25 protein-coding genes are annotated in these 17,166 nt (G+C 51.0%); 23 read left to right on the forward strand and 2 right to left on the reverse strand.

Annotated features, from left to right (window positions below):
- The first annotated feature begins 103 nt into the window (after positions 1-103).
- The 4 genes from kefG to slyD all read left to right on the forward strand — a co-directional run bounded on the left by kefG (position 104) and on the right by slyD (position 3,370).
- Entirely contained in the window at positions 104-655 is a 552-nt protein-coding gene (gene kefG, locus SK39_RS13480; protein ID WP_003023629.1) for a glutathione-regulated potassium-efflux system ancillary protein KefG, read from the forward strand.
- Positions 655-2,460 (forward strand): glutathione-regulated potassium-efflux system protein KefB, encoded by a 1,806-nt coding sequence (gene kefB / locus SK39_RS13485; protein WP_003023630.1) that lies wholly within the window; start codon positions 655-657, stop codon positions 2,458-2,460. The genes kefG and kefB overlap by 1 nt, the downstream gene beginning before the upstream one ends.
- Before the next feature lie 9 nt (positions 2,461-2,469).
- On the forward strand, positions 2,470-2,670 hold the full coding sequence (locus SK39_RS13490; RefSeq protein WP_003023632.1) for a YheV family putative zinc ribbon protein: 201 nt from the start codon (positions 2,470-2,472) through the stop codon (positions 2,668-2,670).
- Between the two features lie 94 nt (positions 2,671-2,764).
- A complete protein-coding gene (gene slyD, locus SK39_RS13495; RefSeq protein WP_003023634.1) occupies positions 2,765-3,370 on the forward strand; it encodes a peptidylprolyl isomerase in 606 nt (201 codons plus the stop codon).
- Positions 3,371-3,569: 199 nt separating this feature from the next.
- Here the strand turns inward: slyD and SK39_RS13500 are convergent, their stop codons facing one another.
- Positions 3,570-3,788 (reverse strand): protein SlyX, encoded by a 219-nt coding sequence (locus tag SK39_RS13500; RefSeq protein ID WP_003023639.1) that lies wholly within the window; start codon positions 3,786-3,788, stop codon positions 3,570-3,572.
- Between the two features lie 232 nt (positions 3,789-4,020).
- On the opposite strand from SK39_RS13500, the gene fkpA reads away from it, so the two are divergent.
- The 11 genes from fkpA (at position 4,021) to bfr (ending at position 12,228) form a co-directional block, all read left to right on the forward strand.
- A complete protein-coding gene (gene fkpA, locus SK39_RS13505) occupies positions 4,021-4,839 on the forward strand; it encodes an FKBP-type peptidyl-prolyl cis-trans isomerase (protein ID WP_003023641.1) in 819 nt (272 codons plus the stop codon).
- Positions 4,840-5,006: 167 nt separating this feature from the next.
- On the forward strand, positions 5,007-5,729 hold the full coding sequence (locus tag SK39_RS13510) for a helix-turn-helix transcriptional regulator (RefSeq protein WP_003023643.1): 723 nt from the start codon (positions 5,007-5,009) through the stop codon (positions 5,727-5,729).
- A complete protein-coding gene (gene tusD / locus SK39_RS13515) occupies positions 5,729-6,115 on the forward strand; it encodes a sulfurtransferase complex subunit TusD (protein ID WP_003023646.1) in 387 nt (128 codons plus the stop codon). Before SK39_RS13510 ends, tusD begins: the two co-directional genes overlap by 1 nt.
- Entirely contained in the window at positions 6,115-6,474 is a 360-nt protein-coding gene (gene tusC / locus SK39_RS13520) for a sulfurtransferase complex subunit TusC (protein ID WP_003837966.1), read from the forward strand. Before tusD ends, tusC begins: the two co-directional genes overlap by 1 nt.
- Before the next feature lie 7 nt (positions 6,475-6,481).
- Entirely contained in the window at positions 6,482-6,769 is a 288-nt protein-coding gene (tusB, locus tag SK39_RS13525; RefSeq protein ID WP_003023651.1) for a sulfurtransferase complex subunit TusB, read from the forward strand.
- 125 nt (positions 6,770-6,894) lie between these two features.
- Positions 6,895-7,269: a 30S ribosomal protein S12 gene (gene rpsL, locus SK39_RS13530; RefSeq protein ID WP_003023654.1), complete on the forward strand. Its 375-nt coding sequence runs from the start codon at positions 6,895-6,897 to the stop codon at positions 7,267-7,269.
- Between the two features lie 95 nt (positions 7,270-7,364).
- A complete protein-coding gene (rpsG, locus tag SK39_RS13535; RefSeq protein ID WP_003023657.1) occupies positions 7,365-7,835 on the forward strand; it encodes a 30S ribosomal protein S7 in 471 nt (156 codons plus the stop codon).
- A 96-nt stretch (positions 7,836-7,931) separates the two neighbouring features.
- The gene (gene fusA, locus SK39_RS13540) at positions 7,932-10,046 is read left to right on the forward strand and encodes an elongation factor G (protein WP_003023659.1); all 2,115 of its coding nucleotides are present in this window, start codon (positions 7,932-7,934) and stop codon (positions 10,044-10,046) included.
- A gap of 69 nt (positions 10,047-10,115) precedes the next feature.
- Positions 10,116-11,300 carry an elongation factor Tu gene (gene tuf / locus SK39_RS13545; RefSeq protein ID WP_003031109.1) on the forward strand — a complete coding sequence of 395 codons (1,185 nt, stop codon included), beginning with the start codon at positions 10,116-10,118 and terminating at the stop codon, positions 11,298-11,300.
- 185 nt (positions 11,301-11,485) lie between these two features.
- A complete protein-coding gene (gene bfd, locus SK39_RS13550; protein ID WP_003031111.1) occupies positions 11,486-11,680 on the forward strand; it encodes a bacterioferritin-associated ferredoxin in 195 nt (64 codons plus the stop codon).
- A 71-nt stretch (positions 11,681-11,751) separates the two neighbouring features.
- Positions 11,752-12,228: a bacterioferritin gene (bfr, locus tag SK39_RS13555; protein WP_003031113.1), complete on the forward strand. Its 477-nt coding sequence runs from the start codon at positions 11,752-11,754 to the stop codon at positions 12,226-12,228.
- On the opposite strand, the gene SK39_RS13560 is transcribed toward bfr, so the two are convergent.
- A complete protein-coding gene (locus tag SK39_RS13560) occupies positions 12,225-12,692 on the reverse strand; it encodes a prepilin peptidase (RefSeq protein WP_032938703.1) in 468 nt (155 codons plus the stop codon). The two genes, bfr and SK39_RS13560, sit on opposite strands and share 4 nt — an antisense overlap.
- A gap of 379 nt (positions 12,693-13,071) precedes the next feature.
- On the opposite strand from SK39_RS13560, the gene rpsJ reads away from it, so the two are divergent.
- From rpsJ to rpsC, 8 genes are read left to right on the forward strand one after another with little or no spacing between them, the layout of a single operon-like run.
- Positions 13,072-13,383: a 30S ribosomal protein S10 gene (rpsJ, locus tag SK39_RS13565; protein ID WP_001181005.1), complete on the forward strand. Its 312-nt coding sequence runs from the start codon at positions 13,072-13,074 to the stop codon at positions 13,381-13,383.
- Between the two features lie 32 nt (positions 13,384-13,415).
- The gene (rplC, locus tag SK39_RS13570) at positions 13,416-14,045 is read left to right on the forward strand and encodes a 50S ribosomal protein L3 (RefSeq protein WP_003031117.1); all 630 of its coding nucleotides are present in this window, start codon (positions 13,416-13,418) and stop codon (positions 14,043-14,045) included.
- Positions 14,046-14,055: 10 nt separating this feature from the next.
- Positions 14,056-14,661, forward strand: coding sequence for a 50S ribosomal protein L4 (gene rplD, locus SK39_RS13575; protein WP_003031119.1), 606 nt, complete (start codon positions 14,056-14,058; stop codon positions 14,659-14,661).
- Positions 14,658-14,960, forward strand: coding sequence for a 50S ribosomal protein L23 (rplW, locus tag SK39_RS13580; RefSeq protein WP_000617546.1), 303 nt, complete (start codon positions 14,658-14,660; stop codon positions 14,958-14,960). The genes rplD and rplW overlap by 4 nt, the downstream gene beginning before the upstream one ends.
- A 17-nt stretch (positions 14,961-14,977) precedes the next feature.
- Positions 14,978-15,799 carry a 50S ribosomal protein L2 gene (gene rplB, locus SK39_RS13585; RefSeq protein ID WP_000301869.1) on the forward strand — a complete coding sequence of 274 codons (822 nt, stop codon included), beginning with the start codon at positions 14,978-14,980 and terminating at the stop codon, positions 15,797-15,799.
- A 16-nt stretch (positions 15,800-15,815) separates the two neighbouring features.
- The gene (gene rpsS, locus SK39_RS13590; RefSeq protein ID WP_001138115.1) at positions 15,816-16,094 is read left to right on the forward strand and encodes a 30S ribosomal protein S19; all 279 of its coding nucleotides are present in this window, start codon (positions 15,816-15,818) and stop codon (positions 16,092-16,094) included.
- 14 nt (positions 16,095-16,108) lie between these two features.
- Positions 16,109-16,441, forward strand: a complete 333-nt coding sequence (rplV, locus tag SK39_RS13595; RefSeq protein WP_000448832.1) for a 50S ribosomal protein L22 — start codon at positions 16,109-16,111, stop codon at positions 16,439-16,441.
- 17 nt (positions 16,442-16,458) lie between these two features.
- On the forward strand, positions 16,459-17,160 hold the full coding sequence (gene rpsC / locus SK39_RS13600) for a 30S ribosomal protein S3 (protein WP_000529945.1): 702 nt from the start codon (positions 16,459-16,461) through the stop codon (positions 17,158-17,160).
- Positions 17,161-17,166 lie beyond the last annotated feature (6 nt).

The raw sequence follows: 17,166 nt of genomic DNA on the forward strand, positions 1-17,166 counted from the left end.
TTATCATTATGATAATGTAATGTGCGGGCCGTTTGCCGCACCGAGGCGCAATGGTAGCCCAAAACGTCGAAAATAGACAAAAGACAAAACCGGGAGGGGGATGATGTTCCAGCCAGCGAAAGTCTTGCTGCTGTATGCCCATCCGGAATCTCAGGACTCGGTCGCGAACCGTGTTCTGCTTAAACCGGCCATGCAGCTCAGCAATGTTACCGTGCACGACCTTTACGCGCACTATCCTGATTTTTTTATCGATATTCCGCATGAGCAGGCGCTGCTGCGTGAGCATGATGTGATTGTTTTTCAGCACCCACTCTATACCTATAGCTGTCCGGCGCTGTTAAAGGAGTGGCTTGACCGCGTACTGAGCCGTGGATTTGCCAGCGGTCCCGGGGGGAATCAACTGGCGGGAAAGTACTGGCGTAGCGTTATCACTACCGGAGAACCGGAAAGTGCCTACCGCTATGACGCGCTAAACCGTTATCCAATGAGCGATGTGCTGCGCCCTTTCGAGCTGACGGCCGGTATGTGCCGCATGCACTGGATGAGCCCTATTATCGTTTACTGGGCCAGAAGGCAAACGAAGCAGGAGCTGGACAGCCATGCGAAAGCGTATGGTGACTGGCTGGCGAATCCGATCCCTGTGGGAGGCCGCTGATGGAAGGTTCAGATTTGTTGACAGCCGGAGTGTTGTTCCTCTTCGCAGCGGTGGCGGCGGTACCGTTGGCATCGCGGTTGGGTATCGGCCCGGTGTTGGGATACTTGCTGGCGGGTATTGCCATCGGCCCGTGGGGATTAGGGTTCATCAGTGATGTGGATGAAATCCTGCACTTTTCCGAGCTGGGCGTAGTTTTTCTGATGTTCATCATTGGGTTGGAACTTAACCCGGCCAAGCTGTGGCAACTGCGGCGTTCAATTTTTGGCGTCGGCGCCGCGCAGGTGATGCTGAGCGCGGTGGTGCTGGCCGGATTATTGATGCTCACTGCGTTCTCCTGGCAGGCGGCAGTGGTTGGCGGCATTGGTCTGGCGATGTCATCGACCGCGATGGCGCTACAGTTGATGCGCGAAAAAGGCATGAACCGCAGTGAATCCGGGCAGTTGGGTTTTTCGGTGCTGCTGTTTCAGGATCTGGCGGTGATCCCTGCGCTGGCGCTGGTTCCGCTGCTGGCGGGGTCTGCTGACGAACATTTTGACTGGATTAAAGTGGGAATGAAGGTGCTGGCCTTTGCCGGCATGCTGATTGGCGGGCGCTATTTGCTGCGTCCGGTTTTCCGCTTTATTGCGGATTCTGGCGTGCGGGAAGTGTTCACCGCTGCCACGCTGCTATTGGTGCTGGGTTCTGCTTTATTTATGGATGCGCTGGGGCTGTCGATGGCGCTGGGAACGTTTATCGCGGGTGTGCTGCTGGCGGAAAGTGAATACCGACATGAGCTGGAAACGGCAATCGATCCGTTCAAGGGACTGTTGCTCGGGCTGTTTTTTATCTCCGTTGGCATGTCGCTCAATCTCGGCGTGCTCTACACCCATATTCTGTGGGTGGCAGCGAGCGTGATCGTGCTGGTGGTCGTTAAAATGCTGGTGCTGTATGTACTGGCGCGTCTTAACGGCATGAGAAGCTCTGAACGGATGCAATTTGCCGGGGTTTTAAGTCAGGGCGGTGAATTCGCTTTCGTGCTGTTTTCAACGGCATCCTCGCAACGGCTGTTTCAGGGCGACCAAATGGCGTTGCTGCTGGTGACCGTCACGCTGTCGATGATGACCACGCCGCTGGTGATGAAGCTGATTGATAAATGGCTCTCCCGCCAGTTTAACGGCACGGATGAGGAAGACGAAAAACCCTGGGTGGAAGATGATAAACCGCAGGTGATTGTGGTGGGGTTTGGGCGTTTTGGTCAGGTTATTGGTCGCCTGTTGATGGCCAATAAAATGCGTATTACCGTCCTGGAGCGAGATATCAGCGCGGTGAATCTGATGCGCAAATATGGCTATAAGGTCTACTACGGTGACGCCACTCAGGTGGAACTGTTGCGCTCCGCAGGGGCAGAGGCGGCACAGTCTATTGTTATTACCTGTAATGAGCCTGAAGACACAATGAAACTGGTGGAACTGTGCCAACAGTATTTTCCGCATTTGCATATTCTTGCGCGAGCGCGCGGACGTGTAGAGGCGCATGAGTTATTACAGGCCGGTGTGACGCAGTTTTCCCGCGAAACGTTCTCCAGTGCGCTGGAGTTGGGGCGTAAAACGCTGGTTACACTGGGGATGCATCCGCACCAGGCCCAGCGTGCTCAGCTGCATTTCCGTCGGCTGGATATGCGCATGCTGCGGGAACTGATCCCCATGCATACAGATACGGTACAAATCTCTCGAGCAAGGGAAGCACGGCGCGAGCTGGAGGAAATTTTCCAACGAGAGATGCAGCAAGAGCGACGTCAGCTGGATGGCTGGGATGAATTTGAGTAGAGGATAATCATGGCAATTCGTAAACGTTTTATCGCAGGCGCAAAATGTCCGTCCTGCCAGTCGCAGGATACGCTGGCGATGTGGCGTGAAAATAATATCGATATTGTTGAGTGTGTTAAGTGCGGTCATCAGATGCGGGAAGCCGATAAAGAGGCGCGCGAGCACGTTCGCAAAGAAGAGCAAGTGATAGGGATTTTTCATCCGGACTAGCGATATGGCGCAGCTTTTTTTAAGCTAGAGGGTACACGGGTGCAGAATTCCGCTACAATCTGCGCCACTATTCTTTCCATGCTCAGGAGATATCATGAAAGTAGCAAAGGACCTGGTGGTCAGCCTGGCCTATCAGGTACGTACAGAAGACGGTGTGTTGGTTGATGAGTCTCCGGTGAGTGCACCGCTGGACTACCTGCATGGTCACGGTTCCCTGATTTCTGGCCTGGAAACAGCGCTGGACGGTCATGAAGTTGGCGACAAATTCGATGTTGCTGTTGGCGCAAACGACGCATACGGCCAGTACGACGAAAACCTGGTGCAGCGCGTTCCTAAAGACGTCTTCATGGGCGTTGACGAACTGCAGGTTGGCATGCGTTTCCTGGCTGAAACTGACCAGGGTCCAGTACCGGTAGAAATTACCGAAGTGGAAGACGACCACGTTGTGGTTGACGGTAACCACATGCTGGCTGGCCAGAATCTGAAATTCAACGTAGAAGTTGTTGCTATCCGCGAAGCGACCGAAGAAGAACTGGCTCACGGCCACGTTCACGGTGCGCACGGTCACGACCACGATCATGACCACGGTCATGACGGTTGCTGCGGTGGACACGGCCACGACCATGGTCACGAGCACGGCGGCGAAGGCTGCTGCGGCGGTGGCGGTAAAGGTAACGGCGGCGGCTGCGGTTGCCACTAATACCCTTCGTCTTTCAACCCACAGCGGTGTTGGCTGCGCTTTCGAATCCTGGTCACATAGTTATCTATGCTCCCAGGACTTCCTCAAGCTTGCCGCCTTGCTGTGATTTGAAATCCTTTGGGTATATGTGAGTAGATCCGATAAGCGTTAGCGCTTTCGGACACAAAAAAAGCGGGGATATCCCCGCTTTTTTTACGTCTCAATAATGTGGCGGAGGGGTCTCTTCAGACTGCGACGCGATGTGGGACGGTTGCGTTGCTTTGAGCTTTTCCGTCAGCAGACGCAGATGGTCGCGCAGTTTGGCCATTTCCAGTTCATGCGCGGTCACCGTCACGTTGAGCTCTTCAATGGTTATCTCCTGAAATGCCAGGCGACTTTCCAGTTCAGCCAGGCGAGTTTCCATTGTTGTATCCTGCATGATTCACCTCTTTCTTTTTTCTCCGGCAGATCGCGGACTGCGGCGAATTCTACTTAACTTTGCCTGTTTGCACAGCACTCAATCTTCGGTAACGAAACTAATTTAAACAAAAAGAGTCTGAAAAGTGGTGATAATAGGGCGTGCCTGTATGTTGATTTGTTCTGCAACGCTTTATAGTACATTTTTATGTTAGTTAACCCTGGGGTGAGATGCCCCGGCCCTGGAGATATGGATGAAATCACTGTTTAAAGTAACGCTGCTGGCGACCACAATGGCTGTTGCTCTGCATGCCCCGATCACCTTCGCTGCTGATGCTGCGAAACCAGCCGCTACTGCTGACAGCAAAGCAGCATTCAAGAATGACGACCAAAAAGCCGCTTACGCGCTGGGCGCGTCCCTGGGTCGTTATATGGAAAACTCTCTGAAAGAGCAGGAAAAGCTGGGCATCAAACTGGATAAAGATCAGCTGATCGCTGGTGTTCAGGATGCGTTTGCAGACAAGAGCAAACTGTCTGACCAGGAAATCGAACAAACTCTGCAGGCGTTTGAAGCGCGCGTGAAGAGCTCCGCTCAGGCAAAAATGGAAAAAGACGCGGCTGACAACGAAGCCAAAGGTAAAGTTTACCGCGAGAAATTTGCTAAAGAGAAAGGCGTTAAAACCTCGGCTACTGGCCTGGTCTACAAAGTAGAGAAAGAAGGTACCGGCGCTGCACCGAAAGACAGCGATACCGTGGTTGTTAACTACAAAGGTACGCTGATCGATGGTAAAGAGTTTGATAACTCTTATACCCGTGGTGAGCCGCTCTCTTTCCGTCTTGACGGCGTGATCCCGGGTTGGACTGAAGGCCTGAAAAACATCAAGAAAGGCGGCAAAATCCAGCTGGTTATCCCACCGGATCTGGCTTACGGCAAAACGGGCGTTCCGGGCATTCCGGCCAACTCTACGCTGGTCTTTGATGTTGAACTGTTAGACATCAAACCGGCACCGAAAGCTGACGCGCAGCCAGATGCTGCACCGGCAGATAAAGCTGCAGACAGCAGCAAAAAATAAGCTAACAAAAACCGCCGCCCACAGGGCGGCGGTTTTTTATTATCGACAGGATATAATTAATACTGGAAAGCGCCTTGTGCGCTGTATTACTTTAGATGCCCCTATAATAGTGATGAGCCTGCCCTGACAACATAACGACAGGCTCCTGAAAAGGAGTGCTTTTTTTCATGTCCAGGTCGCTTTTAACCAACGAAACCAGTGAGCTAGATTTGCTGGATCAACGTCCTTTCGATCAAACCGACTTCGATATCCTCAAATCCTACGAAGCGGTAGTGGACGGGTTGGCGATGCTCATTGGTTCCCATTGTGAAATCGTATTGCACTCTTTGCAGGATTTGAAATGCTCGGCCATCCGCATTGCTAACGGTGAACACACGGGCCGTAAAATTGGCTCACCGATTACTGACCTTGCGTTGCGTATGCTGCATGATATGACGGGTGCGGATAGCAGCGTGTCGAAGTGTTACTTCACACGTGCGAAAAGCGGTGTCTTGATGAAGTCGGTGACGATTGCCATTCGCAACCGTGAGCATCGCGTGATTGGTCTGCTGTGCATCAACATGAACCTTGATGTCCCTTTCTCGCAGATAATGAATACCTTTATCCCACCGGAAACCCCGGAAGTGGGCTCTGCCGTCAACTTTGCTTCTTCGGTGGAAGATCTGGTTACCCAGACGCTGGAATTCACAATCGAAGAAGTGAATGCCGATCGTAATGTTTCCAACAACGCGAAGAACCGCCAGATCGTCCTGAATTTGTATGAGAAAGGCATCTTCGATATTAAAGATGCCATCAACCAGGTCGCCGATCGGCTGAACATCTCCAAACATACGGTCTACCTCTATATTCGTCAGTTCAAAAGTGGCGATTTCCAGGGGCAAGATAAGTAATGCGTTTTGCCATCATGGTGACGGGGCCAGCGTACGGCACGCAGCAGGCGAGCAGCGCGTTGCAATTTGCTCATGCGCTACTCAAAGAAGGGCATGAGCTAAGCAGCGTTTTTTTCTATCGTGAAGGTGTGTATAACGCCAACCTACTCACTTCGCCTGCCAGTGATGAATACGATCTGGTACGGGCCTGGCAACAGCTGAACCAACAGCATGGTGTAACACTGAATATTTGCGTGGCTGCGGCGTTGCGACGCGGCGTGGTTGATGAGACTGAGGCAAAGCGGCTGGGGCTGGCAGGAGCTAATTTACAATCAGGTTTTAACCTCAGCGGGCTTGGTTCGTTGGCTGAGGCATCCCTGACCTGCGATCGCGTGGTGCAATTCTGATGAAACGTGTTGCTTTTGTCTTTTCTACCGTGCCGCACGGCAGCGCATCTGGCCGTGAAGGGTTAGATGCATTGCTGGCGACCTCTGCATTAACGGAAGACCTCGGCGTGTTTTTTATCGGTGATGGCGTCTTTCAAATCCTTCAGGGACAGCAACCGGATGCCGTGCTGGCGCGAGACTATATCGCGACCTTCAAACTGTTAGGGTTGTACGATATCGATCAATGTTGGCTCTGCGCTGCCTCATTACGCGAGCGGGGCCTTCAGCAGGGGAGTAATTTTGTGATCGATGCGACAGCGCTTGAACCGGAAGATTTACGCCGTGAGTTAGGCAACTATGACGTCATTTTAAGGTTTTGAGACTCTCATGCTGCACACACTACATCGCTCCGCGTGGCTTACCGATTTCTCCTCTCTTCTTCGTCTGATTGATAAAGACGATGAACTTTTATTGCTCCAGGATGGCGTGACGGCAGCAATCGAAGGAAGCCGTTTCCTTGAAAGTCTGCAAAATGCCTCCATTAAGGTCTATGTACTGGAAGAAGACATTAAGGCTCGCGGGTTGAGCGGTCAAATTTCAGACAGTGTCGTCAGGGTTAGCTATACTGACTTCGTCAGACTTACGGTGAAGCATCCCAGCCAGATGTCCTGGTAATTGTGGGATCGTTGTATATTTCTTGACACCTTTTCGACACCGACCTAAAATTCTGCGTCCTCATATTGTATGAGGTCGTTTTATTACGTGTTTACGAAGCAAAAGCTAAAACCAGGAGCTATTTAATGGCAACAGTTAACCAGCTGGTACGCAAACCACGTGCACGCAAAGTTGCAAAAAGCAACGTGCCTGCACTGGAAGCATGCCCGCAGAAACGTGGCGTATGTACTCGTGTATATACTACCACTCCTAAAAAACCGAACTCCGCACTGCGTAAAGTATGCCGTGTTCGTCTGACTAACGGTTTTGAAGTGACTTCCTACATCGGTGGTGAAGGTCACAACCTGCAGGAGCACTCCGTGATCCTGATCCGTGGCGGTCGTGTAAAAGACCTCCCGGGTGTTCGTTACCACACCGTTCGTGGTGCGCTTGACTGCTCCGGCGTTAAAGACCGTAAGCAATCACGCTCCAAGTATGGCGTGAAACGTCCTAAGGCTTAATGGTTCTCCGTTAAGTAAGGCCAAACGTTTTATATTAATGTCAAACTAAACTCTTAGAGTTTTGGACAATCCTGAATTAACAACGGAGTATTTCCATGCCACGTCGTCGCGTCATTGGTCAGCGTAAAATTCTGCCGGATCCGAAGTTCGGATCAGAACTGCTGGCTAAATTTGTAAATATCCTGATGGTAGATGGTAAAAAATCTACTGCCGAAACTATCGTATACAGCGCGCTGGAGACCCTGGCTCAGCGTTCTGGTAAAAACGAACTGGAAGCTTTCGAAGTAGCTCTCGAAAACGTGCGCCCGACTGTCGAAGTTAAGTCTCGCCGCGTTGGTGGTTCTACTTATCAGGTACCAGTTGAAGTCCGTCCGGTCCGTCGTAATGCTCTGGCAATGCGTTGGATCGTTGAAGCTGCTCGTAAACGCGGTGATAAATCCATGGCTCTGCGCCTGGCGAACGAACTTTCTGATGCTGCAGAAAACAAAGGTACTGCAGTTAAGAAACGTGAAGACGTTCACCGTATGGCAGAAGCCAACAAGGCGTTCGCACACTACCGTTGGTAATCCCTTCGGAGTTTTAGTCACCAGGCGGGCGCTTCTAGTAAGCAGCCCGCTTTGGGCTACTTAAATTGAACGCCTAAAAGATAAACGAGGAATCAAATGGCTCGTACAACACCCATCGCGCGCTACCGTAACATCGGTATCAGTGCGCACATCGACGCCGGTAAAACCACTACTACCGAACGTATTCTGTTCTACACCGGTGTAAACCATAAAATCGGTGAAGTTCATGACGGCGCAGCCACCATGGACTGGATGGAGCAGGAGCAGGAACGTGGTATTACTATCACCTCCGCAGCGACTACTGCATTCTGGTCTGGTATGGCTAAGCAGTATGAACCGCATCGCGTAAACATCATCGACACCCCGGGGCACGTTGACTTCACTATCGAAGTAGAACGTTCCATGCGTGTGCTTGATGGTGCAGTAATGGTTTACTGCGCAGTTGGTGGTGTTCAGCCTCAGTCTGAAACCGTATGGCGTCAGGCAAACAAATATAAAGTTCCGCGCATTGCGTTCGTTAACAAAATGGACCGTATGGGTGCGAACTTCCTGAAAGTTGTTGGTCAGATCAAAACCCGTCTGGGCGCGAACCCTGTTCCGCTGCAGCTGGCAATTGGCGCTGAAGAAGCGTTCACCGGTGTTGTTGACCTGGTGAAAATGAAAGCCATCAACTGGAACGAAGAAGATGCAGGCGTAACCTTCACTTATGAAGATATCCCGGCTGACATGCAGGAACTGGCTGAAGAATGGCACCAGAACCTGATCGAGTCCGCTGCAGAAGCTTCAGAAGAGCTGATGGAGAAATACCTGGGTGGTGAAGAACTGACTGAAGAAGAGATCAAAAAAGCTCTGCGTCAGCGTGTTCTGAACAACGAAATCATCCTGGTAACCTGTGGTTCTGCGTTCAAGAACAAAGGTGTTCAGGCGATGCTGGATGCGGTAATTGATTACCTGCCATCCCCAGTAGACGTACCTGCGATCAACGGTATTCTGGACGACGGTAAAGATACTCCTGCTGAGCGTCATGCTAGCGATGACGAGCCGTTTGCTGCTCTGGCATTCAAAATCGCTACCGACCCGTTCGTGGGTAACCTGACCTTCTTCCGCGTGTACTCTGGTGTGGTTAACTCCGGTGACACCATCCTGAACTCCGTGAAAACTGCACGTGAACGTTTCGGCCGTATCGTACAGATGCACGCTAACAAACGTGAAGAGATCAAAGAAGTTCGCGCGGGCGATATCGCTGCTGCAATCGGTCTGAAAGACGTGACCACTGGTGACACTCTGTGTGACCCGGATCACCCGATCATTCTGGAACGTATGGAATTCCCTGAGCCGGTAATTTCCATCGCGGTAGAACCGAAAACCAAAGCTGACCAGGAAAAAATGGGTCTGGCTCTGGGCCGTCTGGCTAAAGAAGACCCGTCATTCCGCGTATGGACTGACGAAGAATCTAACCAGACCATTATCGCTGGTATGGGTGAGCTGCACCTCGACATCATCGTTGACCGTATGAAGCGTGAATTCAACGTTGAAGCGAACGTCGGTAAACCTCAGGTTGCTTACCGTGAAGCGATTCGCGCGAAAGTTACCGATATCGAAGGTAAACACGCTAAGCAGTCTGGTGGTCGCGGTCAGTACGGTCATGTTGTTATCGACATGTACCCGCTGGAGCCGGGTTCAAACCCGAAAGGCTACGAGTTCATCAACGACATCAAAGGTGGTGTAATTCCTGGCGAATACATCCCGGCCGTTGATAAAGGCATCCAGGAACAGCTGAAATCTGGCCCGCTGGCTGGTTACCCGGTTGTTGATCTGGGCGTGCGTCTGCACTTCGGTTCTTACCATGACGTTGACTCCTCTGAGCTGGCGTTTAAACTGGCCGCTTCTATCGCCTTCAAAGATGGCTTTAAGAAAGCGAAACCAGTTCTGCTTGAGCCTATCATGAAGGTTGAAGTAGAGACTCCGGAAGAGAACACCGGTGACGTAATCGGTGACTTGAGCCGCCGTCGTGGTATGCTTCGTGGTCAGGAATCCAACGTCACTGGCGTTGTTATCCATGCTGAAGTTCCGCTGTCTGAAATGTTCGGATATGCAACCCAGCTGCGTTCTCTGACCAAAGGCCGTGCTTCTTACTCCATGGAGTTCCTGAAGTACGACGATGCGCCGAACAACGTTGCTCAGGCCGTTATTGAAGCCCGTGGTAAATAATCCACAGGATTAAAACCTAAGTCCCGTGCTCTCTCCATAGGGGAGAGCACTATAGTAAGGAATATAGCCGTGTCTAAAGAAAAATTTGAACGTACAAAACCGCACGTTAACGTCGGCACCATCGGCCACGTTGACCACGGTAAAACTACCCTGACCGCTGCAATCACTACCGTACTGGCTAAAACCTACGGCGGTGCTGCTCGTGCATTCGACCAGATCGATAACGCGCCGGAAGAAAAAGCTCGTGGTATCACCATCAACACTTCTCACGTTGAATATGACACCCCGACTCGCCACTACGCACACGTAGACTGCCCGGGCCACGCCGACTATGTTAAAAACATGATCACCGGTGCTGCGCAGATGGATGGCGCGATCCTGGTTGTTGCTGCGACTGACGGCCCGATGCCGCAGACTCGTGAGCACATCCTGCTGGGTCGTCAGGTAGGCGTTCCGTACATCATCGTGTTCCTGAACAAATGCGACATGGTTGATGACGAAGAGCTGCTGGAACTGGTAGAAATGGAAGTTCGTGAACTTCTGTCTCAGTACGATTTCCCGGGCGACGACACTCCGATCGTTCGTGGTTCTGCTCTGAAAGCGCTGGAAGGCGAAGCAGAGTGGGAAGCGAAAATCATCGAACTGGCTGGCTTCCTGGATTCTTACATTCCAGAACCAGAGCGTGCGATTGACAAGCCGTTCCTGCTGCCTATCGAAGACGTATTCTCCATCTCCGGTCGTGGTACCGTTGTTACCGGTCGTGTAGAGCGCGGTATCATCAAAGTTGGTGAAGAAGTTGAAATCGTTGGTATCAAAGAGACTGCTAAGTCTACCTGTACTGGCGTTGAAATGTTCCGCAAACTGCTGGACGAAGGCCGTGCTGGTGAGAACGTTGGTGTTCTGCTGCGTGGTATCAAACGTGAAGAAATCGAACGTGGTCAGGTACTGGCTAAGCCGGGCTCTATCAAGCCGCACACCAAGTTCGAATCTGAAGTGTACATTCTGTCCAAAGACGAAGGCGGCCGTCATACTCCGTTCTTCAAAGGCTACCGTCCGCAGTTCTACTTCCGTACTACTGACGTGACTGGTACCATCGAACTGCCGGAAGGCGTAGAGATGGTAATGCCGGGCGACAACATCAAAATGGTTGTTACCCTGATCCACCCGATCGCGATGGACGACGGTCTGCGTTTCGCAATCCGTGAAGGCGGCCGTACTGTTGGTGCGGGCGTTGTTGCTAAAGTAATGAGCTAATTATTGATTAATTAGCTTTGAGCTTAAAAAGGGCGCTTCGGCGCCCTTTTTGCTGCCTGCAATTTAGTAGCTGTCATATTTATTCGCATTTTTTATTCATTCTCCCGCCGCGTAAATAGCGCTGTGCTATTGTAATCATAACTATTCTCATTTACACTTTGCGCAGAAATTGAACGGGAGCGATCATGTACGTTTGTTTGTGTAATGCGATAAGTGATAAAAAAATACGTCAGGCTGTTCGCCAGTTTCACCCTCAGTCCTTTCAGCAATTACGTAAATTTATTCCTGTAGGAAATCAATGCGGTAAGTGCATTCGTGCTGCCCGTGAAGTCATGCAGGATGAATTAACGCAAATGCCAGAATTTAAAGAGATCGCCTAAGTCACACTCTTTTTTTTGACATCCCTGTAGCCCCATCTACGCTCTAAGAGTGGAAGCGGAGGGACTATAAAATGAAAGGTGATGTTAAAATCATAAATTATCTCAATAAACTATTGGGAAATGAGCTTGTCGCGATCAACCAGTATTTTCTCCATGCTCGTATGTTTAAAAACTGGGGACTGACTCGCCTCAATGATGTTGAGTACCATGAATCTATCGATGAGATGAAACACGCTGATAAATATATCGAGCGTATTTTATTCTTAGAAGGGCTCCCGAACTTGCAGGATCTTGGCAAGTTGGGTATTGGCGAAGACGTTGAAGAGATGCTGCAATCCGATCTTCGACTCGAGTTGGATGGGGCGAAAGATCTGCGTGAAGCCATTGCCTATGCCGATAGCGTTCATGATTATGTCAGCCGGGACATGATGATCGAGATCCTGACTGAAGAAGAAGGGCATATTGACTGGCTCGAAACTGAGCTGGACCTGATTGCAAAACTTGGCTTGCAAAATTATCTGCAATCGCAAATTAAAGTCAGTGACTAACCGCCCTGTATCAGATTTACCCAGCCAATAACGAAACCCGCAGCCGCCAGATATGGCCCAAAAGGCAGCGGGTTTTTTAGCATCTGTCTCCCGTAACGGACGCAAGAAATCCCGGTGAGACAACATGCCATGCCCGCGGCAAGTAAAACCAACAGTGGTAATGATTCCCAGCGATGCCATGCGCCCAGTGCGGCAAGAAATTTGACATCACCAAAGCCTAATCCTTCCTGTCGGCATATCAAACGATACCCCCAGTAGAACAAAGCAAATACCCCATAGCCCGCTACGGTACCCCAAAGCGCGTCGGATAACTGTGCAGGTTTGCAGCACTGATGATAAATAAGACCGCCCCACAAAAGAGGGCAGGTAAATTTGTCGGGCAGCAACCCGGTACGCAGGTCATGGACTAAGAGCAACCCTGATAGCGAAACATAAATCAGCAGAAAGGGGAGGTCGATGTACATGGGCAAATCTCATTTGGTAAAGAGTTTACCTTCGGGTAAGCACGCCGGCCCTACAAGTCCGGGATGTGAGTTATGGATGCTCTCTTCCACGGAAAACGCGTTGCATCACAGGACATACAATCAGAGTGGAAGGAGGCCCGCATTTATGAACGAGCGATTAATTTCTACGCGGCACTTGCTTAAGACTGAGATTTACGTATAATGCGCGGGCTTGTCTAATATTGACAGCGGTTCGATATGAGCCACCGGTACTGCGAAAGCAATACCAGACAATGTTCCCAATCGGGGAACTCTGTAAGAACGGTTACACTCTCCCATCAATCGTAATGGGTTTGAGGAGTAACTATTTCGTCTATAAAATAATTGGAGCTCTGGTCTCATGCAGAACCAAAGAATCCGTATCCGTTTGAAAGCGTTTGATCATCGTCTGATCGATCAATCAACCGCGGAAATCGTCGAGACTGCCAAGCGCACTGGTGCGCAGGTTCGTGGTCCGATCCCGCTGCCGACCCGCAAAGAGCGTTTCACCGTTCTGATCTCCCCGCACGTCAACAAAGACGCGCGTGATCAGTACGAGATCCGTACTCACAAGCGTCTGGTTGACATCGTTGAGCCAACTGAAAAAACCGTTGATGCTCTGATGCGTCTGGACCTGGCTGCCGGTGTAGACGTGCAGATCAGCCTGGGTTAATCAGGTCATCGAGCGATTGAGAGGTTGATACAATGATTGGTTTAGTCGGTAAAAAAGTGGGTATGACCCGCATCTTCACTGAAGATGGCGTATCTATCCCAGTAACCGTTATCGAAGTTGAAGCAAACCGCGTTACTCAGGTTAAAGATCTGGCTAACGATGGCTATCGCGCTGTTCAGGTTACCACCGGTGCTAAAAAAGCTAACCGCGTAACTAAGCCGGAAGCTGGCCACTTTGCTAAAGCTGGCGTAGAAGCTGGCCGCGGCCTGTGGGAGTTCCGTCTGGCAGATGGTGAAGAATACACCGTTGGTCAGAACATTAGCGTTGAACTGTTTGCTGACGTTAAAAAAGTTGACGTAACCGGTACCTCTAAAGGTAAAGGTTTCGCTGGTACCGTTAAGCGCTGGAACTTCCGTACCCAGGACGCTACTCACGGTAACTCCTTGTCTCACCGCGTTCCGGGTTCTATCGGTCAGAACCAGACTCCGGGCAAAGTGTTCAAAGGCAAGAAAATGGCAGGTCAGCTGGGCAACGAACGTGTAACCGTTCAGAGCCTGGACGTAGTACGTGTTGACGCTGAGCGCAACCTGCTGCTGGTTAAAGGTGGTGTTCCGGGTGCGACCGGTTGCGACCTGATCGTTAAACCAGCTGTGAAGGCGTAAGGGGATAGCAATGGAATTAGTATTGAAAGACGCGCAGAGCGCGCTGACTGTTTCCGAAACTACCTTCGGTCGTGATTTCAACGAAGCGCTGGTTCACCAGGTTGTTGTTGCTTATGCAGCTGGTGCTCGTCAGGGTACTCGTGCTCAGAAGACTCGTGCTGAAGTAACTGGTTCAGGCAAAAAGCCGTGGCGCCAGAAAGGTACCGGCCGTGCGCGTTCAGGTTCTATCAAGAGCCCGATCTGGCGTTCAGGTGGCGTGACCTTCGCTGCTCGTCCACAGGACCACAGTCAAAAAGTTAACAAAAAGATGTACCGCGGCGCGCTGAAAAGCATTCTGTCCGAACTGGTACGTCAGGATCGTCTGATCGTTGTCGAATCATTCTCTGTAGAAGCGCCTAAAACTAAGCTGCTGGCACAGAAACTGAAAGACATGGCTCTGGAAGATGTGCTGATCATCACCGGTGAGCTGGACGAAAACCTGTTCCTGGCTGCGCGCAACCTGCACAAGGTTGACGTACGCGATGCAACTGGTATCGACCCGGTTAGCCTGATCGCCTTCGACAAAGTCGTAATGACTGCTGATGCTGTTAAGCAAGTTGAGGAGATGCTGGCATGATTCGTGAAGAACGTCTGCTGAAAGTGCTGCGCGCACCGCACGTTTCTGAAAAAGCGTCTACTGCGATGGAAAAAACTAACACCATCGTTCTCAAAGTTGCTAAAGACGCGACCAAAGCAGAAATCAAAGCTGCTGTGCAGAAACTGTTTGAAGTCGAAGTCGAAGTCGTTAACACCCTGGTAGTTAAAGGGAAAGTTAAACGTCACGGACAGCGTATCGGTCGTCGTAGCGACTGGAAAAAAGCTTACGTCACCCTGAAGGAAGGCCAGAATCTGGACTTCGTCGGCGGCGCTGAGTAAGTCGGAGGAGTAATACAATGGCAGTTGTTAAATGTAAACCGACATCTCCGGGTCGTCGCCACGTTGTTAAAGTGGTCAACCCAGAGCTGCACAAGGGCAAACCTTTTGCTCCGCTGGTTGAAAAAAACAGCAAATCCGGTGGTCGTAACAACAATGGCCGTATCACCACTCGTCACATCGGTGGTGGTCACAAGCAGGCTTATCGTATTGTTGACTTCAAACGCAACAAAGACGGTATCCCGGCAGTTGTTGAACGTCTTGAGTACGATCCGAACCGCTCCGCGAACATCGCGCTGGTTCTGTACAAAGACGGTGAACGCCGTTACATCCTGGCCCCTAAAGGCCTGAAAGCTGGCGACCAGATTCAGTCTGGCGTTGATGCTGCAATCAAAGCAGGTAACACCCTGCCGATGCGCAATATCCCGGTTGGTTCTACCGTTCATAACGTAGAAATGAAACCAGGTAAAGGCGGTCAGCTGGCACGTTCCGCTGGTACTTACGTTCAGATCGTTGCTCGTGATGGTGCTTATGTCACCCTGCGTCTGCGTTCTGGTGAAATGCGTAAAGTCGAAGCAGACTGCCGTGCAACTCTGGGCGAAGTTGGCAATGCTGAGCATATGCTGCGCGTTCTGGGTAAAGCAGGTGCTGCACGCTGGCGTGGTGTTCGTCCTACCGTTCGCGGTACTGCGATGAACCCAGTCGACCACCCACATGGTGGTGGTGAAGGTCGTAACTTTGGTAAGCACCCGGTAACTCCGTGGGGCGTTCAGACCAAAGGTAAGAAGACCCGCAGCAACAAGCGTACTGATAAATTCATCGTACGTCGCCGTAGCAAATAATTTTAGAGGATAAGCCATGCCACGTTCTCTCAAGAAAGGTCCTTTTATTGACCTGCACTTGCTGAAGAAGGTAGAGAAAGCGGTGGAAAGCGGAGACAAGAAGCCCCTGCGCACTTGGTCCCGTCGTTCAACGATCTTTCCTAACATGATCGGTTTGACCATCGCTGTCCATAATGGTCGTCAGCACGTTCCGGTATTTGTTTCCGACGAAATGGTCGGTCACAAACTGGGTGAATTCGCACCGACTCGTACTTATCGCGGCCACGCTGCTGATAAAAAAGCGAAGAAGAAATAAGGTAGGAGGAAGAGATGGAAACTTTAGCTCAACATCGCCATGCTCGTTCTTCTGCTCAGAAGGTTCGCCTTGTTGCAGACCTGATTCGCGGTAAGAAAGTGTCGCAGGCTCTGGATATTCTGACCTACACCAATAAGAAAGCGGCTGTACTGGTTAAGAAAGTCCTGGAATCTGCCATTGCTAACGCTGAACACAACGATGGCGCTGACATTGACGATCTGAAAGTTACGAAAATTTTCGTAGACGAAGGCCCGAGCATGAAGCGCATTATGCCGCGTGCAAAAGGTCGTGCAGATCGCATCCTGAAGCGCACCAGCCACATTACTGTGGTTGTGTCCGATCGCTGAGACTCTGGAGACTAGCAATGGGTCAGAAAGTACATCCTAATGGTATTCGCCTGGGTATTGTAAAACCATGGAACTCAACCTGGTTTGCGAACACCAAAGAATTCGCTGACAACCTGGACAGCGATTTTAAAGTACGTCAGTACCTGACTAAGGAACTGGCTAAAGCGTCTGTATCTCGTATCGTTATCGAGCGTCCGGCTAAGAGCATCCGTGTGACCATTCACACCGCTCGCCCGGGTATCGTTATCGGTAAGAAAGGCGAAGACGTAGAAAAACTGCGCAAAGTCGTAGCGGATATTGCTGGCGTTCCTGCTCAGATCAATATCGCCGAAGTGCGTAAGCCTGAACTGGACGCAAAATTGGTTGCTGACAGCATCACTTCTCAGCTGGAACGTCGCGTTATGTTCCGTCGTGCTATGAAGCGTGCTGTACAGAACGCAATGCGTCTGGGCGCTAAAGGTATCAAAGTTGAAGTTAGCGGCCGTCTGGGCGGCGCGGAAATCGCACGTACCGAATGGTACCGCGAAGGTCGCGTACCTCTGCACACTCTGCGTGCTGACATCGACTACAACACCTCTGAAGCGCACACCACTTACGGTGTAATCGGCGTTAAAGTGTGGATCTTCAAAGGCGAGATCCTGGGTGGTATGGCTGCTGTTGAACAACCGGAAAAACCGGCTGCTCAACCTAAAAAGCAGCAGCGTAAAGGCCGTAAATAAGGAGCG

This window comes from Citrobacter sp. BIDMC107, assembly GCF_001037575.1.
In the GTDB taxonomy this organism is placed as follows: domain Bacteria; phylum Pseudomonadota; class Gammaproteobacteria; order Enterobacterales; family Enterobacteriaceae; genus Citrobacter; species Citrobacter freundii.

Coding starts and splice junctions, on each gene's coding strand:
- kefG (WP_003023629.1), top strand. CDS start 104: ATGTTCCAGCCAGCGAAAGTCTTGCTGCTGTATGCCCATCCGGAATCT.
- kefB (WP_003023630.1), top strand. CDS start 655: ATGGAAGGTTCAGATTTGTTGACAGCCGGAGTGTTGTTCCTCTTCGCA.
- SK39_RS13490 (WP_003023632.1), top strand. CDS start 2,470: ATGGCAATTCGTAAACGTTTTATCGCAGGCGCAAAATGTCCGTCCTGC.
- slyD (WP_003023634.1), top strand. CDS start 2,765: ATGAAAGTAGCAAAGGACCTGGTGGTCAGCCTGGCCTATCAGGTACGT.
- SK39_RS13500 (WP_003023639.1), bottom strand. CDS start 3,788: ATGCAGGATACAACAATGGAAACTCGCCTGGCTGAACTGGAAAGTCGC.
- fkpA (WP_003023641.1), top strand. CDS start 4,021: ATGAAATCACTGTTTAAAGTAACGCTGCTGGCGACCACAATGGCTGTT.
- SK39_RS13510 (WP_003023643.1), top strand. CDS start 5,007: ATGTCCAGGTCGCTTTTAACCAACGAAACCAGTGAGCTAGATTTGCTG.
- tusD (WP_003023646.1), top strand. CDS start 5,729: ATGCGTTTTGCCATCATGGTGACGGGGCCAGCGTACGGCACGCAGCAG.
- tusC (WP_003837966.1), top strand. CDS start 6,115: ATGAAACGTGTTGCTTTTGTCTTTTCTACCGTGCCGCACGGCAGCGCA.
- tusB (WP_003023651.1), top strand. CDS start 6,482: ATGCTGCACACACTACATCGCTCCGCGTGGCTTACCGATTTCTCCTCT.
- rpsL (WP_003023654.1), top strand. CDS start 6,895: ATGGCAACAGTTAACCAGCTGGTACGCAAACCACGTGCACGCAAAGTT.
- rpsG (WP_003023657.1), top strand. CDS start 7,365: ATGCCACGTCGTCGCGTCATTGGTCAGCGTAAAATTCTGCCGGATCCG.
- fusA (WP_003023659.1), top strand. CDS start 7,932: ATGGCTCGTACAACACCCATCGCGCGCTACCGTAACATCGGTATCAGT.
- bfd (WP_003031111.1), top strand. CDS start 11,486: ATGTACGTTTGTTTGTGTAATGCGATAAGTGATAAAAAAATACGTCAG.
- bfr (WP_003031113.1), top strand. CDS start 11,752: ATGAAAGGTGATGTTAAAATCATAAATTATCTCAATAAACTATTGGGA.
- SK39_RS13560 (WP_032938703.1), bottom strand. CDS start 12,692: ATGTACATCGACCTCCCCTTTCTGCTGATTTATGTTTCGCTATCAGGG.
- rpsJ (WP_001181005.1), top strand. CDS start 13,072: ATGCAGAACCAAAGAATCCGTATCCGTTTGAAAGCGTTTGATCATCGT.
- rplC (WP_003031117.1), top strand. CDS start 13,416: ATGATTGGTTTAGTCGGTAAAAAAGTGGGTATGACCCGCATCTTCACT.
- rplD (WP_003031119.1), top strand. CDS start 14,056: ATGGAATTAGTATTGAAAGACGCGCAGAGCGCGCTGACTGTTTCCGAA.
- rplW (WP_000617546.1), top strand. CDS start 14,658: ATGATTCGTGAAGAACGTCTGCTGAAAGTGCTGCGCGCACCGCACGTT.
- rplB (WP_000301869.1), top strand. CDS start 14,978: ATGGCAGTTGTTAAATGTAAACCGACATCTCCGGGTCGTCGCCACGTT.
- rpsS (WP_001138115.1), top strand. CDS start 15,816: ATGCCACGTTCTCTCAAGAAAGGTCCTTTTATTGACCTGCACTTGCTG.
- rplV (WP_000448832.1), top strand. CDS start 16,109: ATGGAAACTTTAGCTCAACATCGCCATGCTCGTTCTTCTGCTCAGAAG.
- rpsC (WP_000529945.1), top strand. CDS start 16,459: ATGGGTCAGAAAGTACATCCTAATGGTATTCGCCTGGGTATTGTAAAA.